Source organism: Nocardia wallacei, from assembly GCF_029869545.1.
Classification (GTDB): domain Bacteria; phylum Actinomycetota; class Actinomycetes; order Mycobacteriales; family Mycobacteriaceae; genus Nocardia; species Nocardia wallacei_A.
Genome location: NZ_JARWQD010000142.1, coordinates 1 through 4,625 on the forward strand (window position 1 = coordinate 1; position 4,625 = coordinate 4,625).

A 4,625-nucleotide genomic window follows, 5' to 3' on the forward strand; every position below is an offset into this window, starting at 1 on the left:
GTGCGGTGGAACAGCTGACCGACGCGCGCCAGTGGCCGATGAACGGGCATCCGCGCCGCGCCGGTGTGTCGTCGTTCCGGATCAGCGGGGCCCAAGTCCCCGGGATTAACGAGCAGCCGCCCGCCCTCGACAACCGCCCCCCCAACGGGGGGCCGCCCCGGGTTGGCCCCCCCCCCGGGGGGTGCCCCCCCGGGGGGGCGGGGGGGGGGGCGCCGCCGCTCCCGGAAGGAATCGCGTGGGCCGCAACGGCGTATTCGACCGTGCGACACCAGTTTCCGGAAGCACACGGGTGGGGTCCGGCGACCGGCCGTGCGAGCCCGCCTGCGCGGGAGAACCTCCCGGCAGGACGCTGGTCGGCCGAGGCCCCTGCGCCCCGGGCCCCGCCTGTGCCGCAGCCCCTTCCGCGAAGGCCCGCGTGGGCCGGAGCGGAGGCGCAGACGGATCTGCGGCCTCCGGCAGCGCCCGAGTCGGCGCGGGTGGATTCCCCTGCGCCGCATCCTTTTCCGACACTTCTCTAATTCGTCCTGGTGAATTAGGCTGCGCCGCATCGGCTTCCGGCAGAGCGCTGATTGGTGCAGGAGGATGGTCCTGCGCTGCGTCGTTTTCCGGGAACGCGCGAGTTGGTGTGGGTTGGTTCACCTGCGCCGCATCATTTTCCGGGAGGGCGCGGGTTGGTGTTGGCGGGTAGGCATGGAGGCCCGGGTGTTCGGGGGGTGCGTCGGCGTGCGCGGGGGTGTGGCCGGGGAGTTTTCGGGTCTGCTGGTTTTCCGGTGCGGGGGGTTCCAGGACGGGTGGGGTTCGGGGGACCGGGTGCGGCATGTCGACGGCGGCGCGGGCCGCGGCGGCCAGGTCGCCCGCCGTGCTGTACCGGTCGTCGGGGTTCTTGGCCATCCCGCGGGCGATGACCGCATCGAGCGCCGCGGGAATCGCGGGATTGCCCGCGGAGGGCCGCGGCGGCTCCTCGCGCAGGTGCGCGTGCAGCTGCTGGGCCGGGTCGGTGTCGCCGAACGGCCGCTGCGCGGTGAGACATTCGAAGAGCACACAGGCCAGCGAGTAGATATCGGACCGGGCGTCGGCATCCCCGGTGAACCGCTCGGGGGCCATGTATGCCAGCGTGCCCACCGTGAAACCCGTTGCGGTGATGGCGGTCTGGTTCGGGGCCCGGGCGATACCGAAGTCGATGAGATAGGCGAAGCCGCTCCCGTGCACGATGATGTTGGCGGGCTTGACATCTCGGTGGATCAGCCCGGCGGTGTGCGCGGCATCGAGGGCCGTGGCGATCTGGGAGACGATATCGACGGCCTCGGGCACCCCGATCGCCCCGGCCCGCAGTCGCGTGGCCAGGTCGATGCCCGGGACGTAGGCCATGTCCAGATACAGCCGCCCGTCCTGCTCGCCGAAACCGTGGATCGGCACGATGTGCGGATTGTCCAGACCGGCGCCGACCCGCGCCTCCCGCTCGAACCGCCGCCGGTAGTTCGGATCCTCCGCCGCGGAGATCGTGAGGATCTTCAGCGCCACCGAGCGCTCGGCGGCCGTGTCGCGGGCCAGCCACACCTCGCCCACCGCGCCCCGCCCGATCTGCCGCTCGAGCCGGTACTTGCCGAACTGCCGTGCCACTTCAACGCCTCCGTGCGGGTGTGCGATGCGCTCCGGTCGGGCGCCTGAGAAGCCGAGGCCGCGCCGCCGGAACATGGCTCGACCCTAAACCGGCGTCGCCGGGCGGGACCAGTGTGGGTACCGGCACGCACGCGCTAATCTCGTGTCATGGCTGACTCTCCCGACATCCGCATCGGCACCGCGGAGCGCGAAGAGGCCATGCGGCGACTGTCGGATCATTTCGCGGCCGGGCGGCTGTCGGTGGCCGAATTCGATGAGCGCAGCGGCACGGTGGCGGCCGCGGTGACGCGCGGCGATCTGGAGCCGGTGTTCGCCGATCTGCCCGAACCCGCCTCGGAGACACCCGCGCCCGCCCCGGGACCCACCGGGCACGGCGGCAGGCCCGAGATTCGTGGCCCGGCGATGGGGCTCATCGTGATCCTCGCGCTGGTGCTGTTCTTCACCACCCACACCTGGCTGTGGTTCCTGTTGATTCCGGCCGCGGGAATCGCGCTCGGTGCGCGGCGGCGCCACCACTACGAGCAGCGCAGCCGTGAGCTCGAGCAGCACCGGCACCAGATCGGTCAGCACCACCGCGAGGTCGAGGAGCATCGCCGGGAGTTGAAGCATCAGCGCCGCGAGCTGAAACAGCAGGCGCGCGAACTCCGGCACGAGCGGCGCGACCGGCGGCGGGACCGCTGATGGAGCCGATCGAGATCAACGCCGGCGGCTGGTATCTGCGCGCGCTGCGCGCCGACGACCGCATCGATGACCGCCCCGCCCTCGCCGACGGCGGCATCACCGACCCGGAATATGTGGCGCGCCGCGCCCGCGAGTGGGACGAACAGACCCGCTACTCCTGGGCGGTGTGCGAGCCGACCACGGCGGAAATGGTCGCCGAGATCGTGGTGACGCCGAATGCCGATGGCACCGCGGATATTTCGGGCTGGTCGCGCGAGAGCTACGACGCGGCACTGGAATCCGGGCAGCACGCCGTGCGCCGCTTCGTGGCCGGGGCGCTCGGGCTGCAGCCGGTGGGTGGCGAATAACGCTGTGCGACAGCGCATCAGCTGAATCACGGCGTGCGCACAGGAAAATCACTACCGCGATACAGGCTGCGGACGCTACCGTGGAGTTCCCATCACCGAGCGCAGGGGAGGCGCATCATGTGGGAATGGAGTAGGACCGTCGCCGAAAGAGCCGTCGCGGCCGTGTGGACCCGCCCGGCCGGGGAGCCGAAGCCGACCGTCGTCGATCCGGAGTACTGGCGGGAGACCGGCGAAGGCGAGAGCGATCGGGCGGACGGAGATGTCATGTCCGTTCCGGTGGGCATCGGGTATTGCCTCGTCGGGTGAAGCCACGACCGGGTGAGCGGCGTGGGGGGGGGGGGGGGGGGGGGGGGGGGGGGGGGGGGGGGGGGGGGGGGTGGGGGGGGGGGGGGGGGGGGGGCCGTTTTCCGGTTCGCCGGTTGTCGAGACCGGCGTAGTAGCCTGCGGGAGTGCAGAGGCCACCCTTGGATGCCGAACTCCTCCGGCGCAGTGTCACCGAACGTCCGGACCTGTCGTTGTTCTCTCGCATCGACGTGGTGGAGTCGACCGGTTCCACCAACGCCGACCTGATCGCGCAGGCCGCCGATCCCGACTCCGACGGACGGGTGCTCGTCGCCGAGAGCCAGGAGCAGGGCCGCGGTCGGCACGAACGCGCGTGGTCCAGTCCGCCGCGGGCGCAGATCTCGCTGTCGCTGCTGGTGCGGCTGCGCGGCATCGATCCCGCCGTGCTGGGCTGGCTGCCGCTGCTGACCGGCGTGGCGGTGGTGGACGCGGTCCGCGATGTCACCGGGTTGAACGCGAACCTGAAGTGGCCCAACGATGTTCTCATCGAAGGCCGCAAGGTGGCGGGCATCCTGGCCGAGGTCGCCTCCGGTGCGGGGGCGCCCGCCGTGGTGGTGGGCGTCGGGCTGAACGTCAGCCTCACCGAGGACGAACTGCCGGTCCCGCACGCGATCTCGCTCACCCTCGCCGGTGCCCCGGAGGTCGACCGCACCGCCCTGGTCGAGGCCCTGCTGCGCGAATTCGCCCGGCACTTCACCGAATGGCGCACGGCCAATTGGGATATCGCCGGACCGGCCGGGGAATACCGCAAGCGCTGCGCCACCCTGGGCACCGAGGTCCGCGCGGAACTGCCCGGCGGCGAGGTGCTCACCGGCGTCGCCACCGATGTCGACGACCATGGCCGACTGCTCATCGGCAACCGGGCGGTGGCGGCCGGGGACGTCACGCACGTCCGTCCCCAGCCTTGATCCCGGCCAAAAGCGCGCCGGGAATGTGAAAGGCGTGCGCCGGGCGGATGCGCGCTTACACCGTTGCCATCTCGCGGGCTCGTTCGCGGGCCAGGAGTTTGTCGCGCTGTTCCTCGAACTTCAGGACGTCCTGGCTCAGTTTTTCCAGGTGGGCGGCGAGTTGCTCGCGGGCTTGGTCGCCGCGCGGGCCGAAATCGTTGCGGTCGAAGATGTTCCAGTTCTTCAGCACCGGCTGGACGACCTCCTCCAGGTGCTGGCGCAGGTCGTAGATGCCGTGTTTGGCCATCATGACGCCGTTGCGGCGGAAGTTGGGCATGCCGTAGCCGGGCATGGTGAAGTTGGTGAGCACCTTGGTGATGGCCTCGATGGCCTGATCGGGCACCAGGTCGATACCGGCGCCACACAGGGTCCGGTAGAAGATCATGTGCAGGTTCTCGTCGGCGGCGACGCGCTGCAGCATGCGGTCGGCGATCGGGTCGTCGCAGACCTTGCCGGTGTTGCGGTGCGAGACGCGGGTGGCCAGCTCCTGGAACGTCACATAGGCGACATTCTCGAGGAAGCCGCCCCAATCGTCGGGCGAGTGGGCGCCGTTGGTCATGTGGATCATCCGGGCCTCTTCGAGGGCGACCGGGTCGACGCCGCGGGTGACCACCAGGTAGTCGCGCATGACGATGCCGTGGCGGTTCTCCTCGGCGGTCCAGCGTCCGACCCAGGTGCCCCAGGCACC

5 protein-coding genes and 1 pseudogene are annotated in these 4,625 nt (G+C 70.8%); 4 read left to right on the forward strand and 2 right to left on the reverse strand.

Annotated elements, in window-relative coordinates; all coding sequences use genetic code 11:
* Positions 1-105: 105 nt before the first annotated feature.
* Positions 106-1,620 (reverse strand): serine/threonine-protein kinase, encoded by a 1,515-nt coding sequence (locus QH290_RS11400; RefSeq protein ID WP_280382816.1) that lies wholly within the window; start codon positions 1,618-1,620, stop codon positions 106-108.
* Positions 1,621-1,767: 147 nt separating this feature from the next.
* On the opposite strand from QH290_RS11400, the pseudogene QH290_RS11405 reads away from it, so the two are divergent.
* From QH290_RS11405 to QH290_RS11420, 4 genes and pseudogenes are all read left to right on the forward strand, one after another.
* Positions 1,768-2,154, forward strand: a pseudogene (locus tag QH290_RS11405) (DUF1707 SHOCT-like domain-containing protein); the annotation flags it as partial.
* Positions 2,155-2,300: 146 nt separating this feature from the next.
* Entirely contained in the window at positions 2,301-2,648 is a 348-nt protein-coding gene (locus QH290_RS11410; RefSeq protein ID WP_280265098.1) for a hypothetical protein, read from the forward strand.
* Positions 2,649-2,765: 117 nt separating this feature from the next.
* On the forward strand, positions 2,766-2,954 hold the full coding sequence (locus QH290_RS11415; protein WP_280382817.1) for a hypothetical protein: 189 nt from the start codon (positions 2,766-2,768) through the stop codon (positions 2,952-2,954).
* Positions 2,955-3,097: 143 nt separating this feature from the next.
* The gene (locus QH290_RS11420; protein ID WP_280268224.1) at positions 3,098-3,898 is read left to right on the forward strand and encodes a biotin--[acetyl-CoA-carboxylase] ligase; all 801 of its coding nucleotides are present in this window, start codon (positions 3,098-3,100) and stop codon (positions 3,896-3,898) included.
* A 55-nt stretch (positions 3,899-3,953) separates the two neighbouring features.
* On the opposite strand, the gene QH290_RS11425 is transcribed toward QH290_RS11420, so the two are convergent.
* The coding region (locus tag QH290_RS11425; protein WP_280268225.1) for an acyl-ACP desaturase at positions 3,954-4,625 on the reverse strand (672 nt) is incomplete at its 5' end.

What these genes read in the sequence shown, in the direction of transcription:
- QH290_RS11410 (WP_280265098.1), top strand. Translation starts at nt 2,301, where the DNA reads ATGGAGCCGATCGAGATCAACGCCGGCGGCTGGTATCTGCGCGCGCTG.
- QH290_RS11415 (WP_280382817.1), top strand. Translation starts at nt 2,766, where the DNA reads ATGTGGGAATGGAGTAGGACCGTCGCCGAAAGAGCCGTCGCGGCCGTG.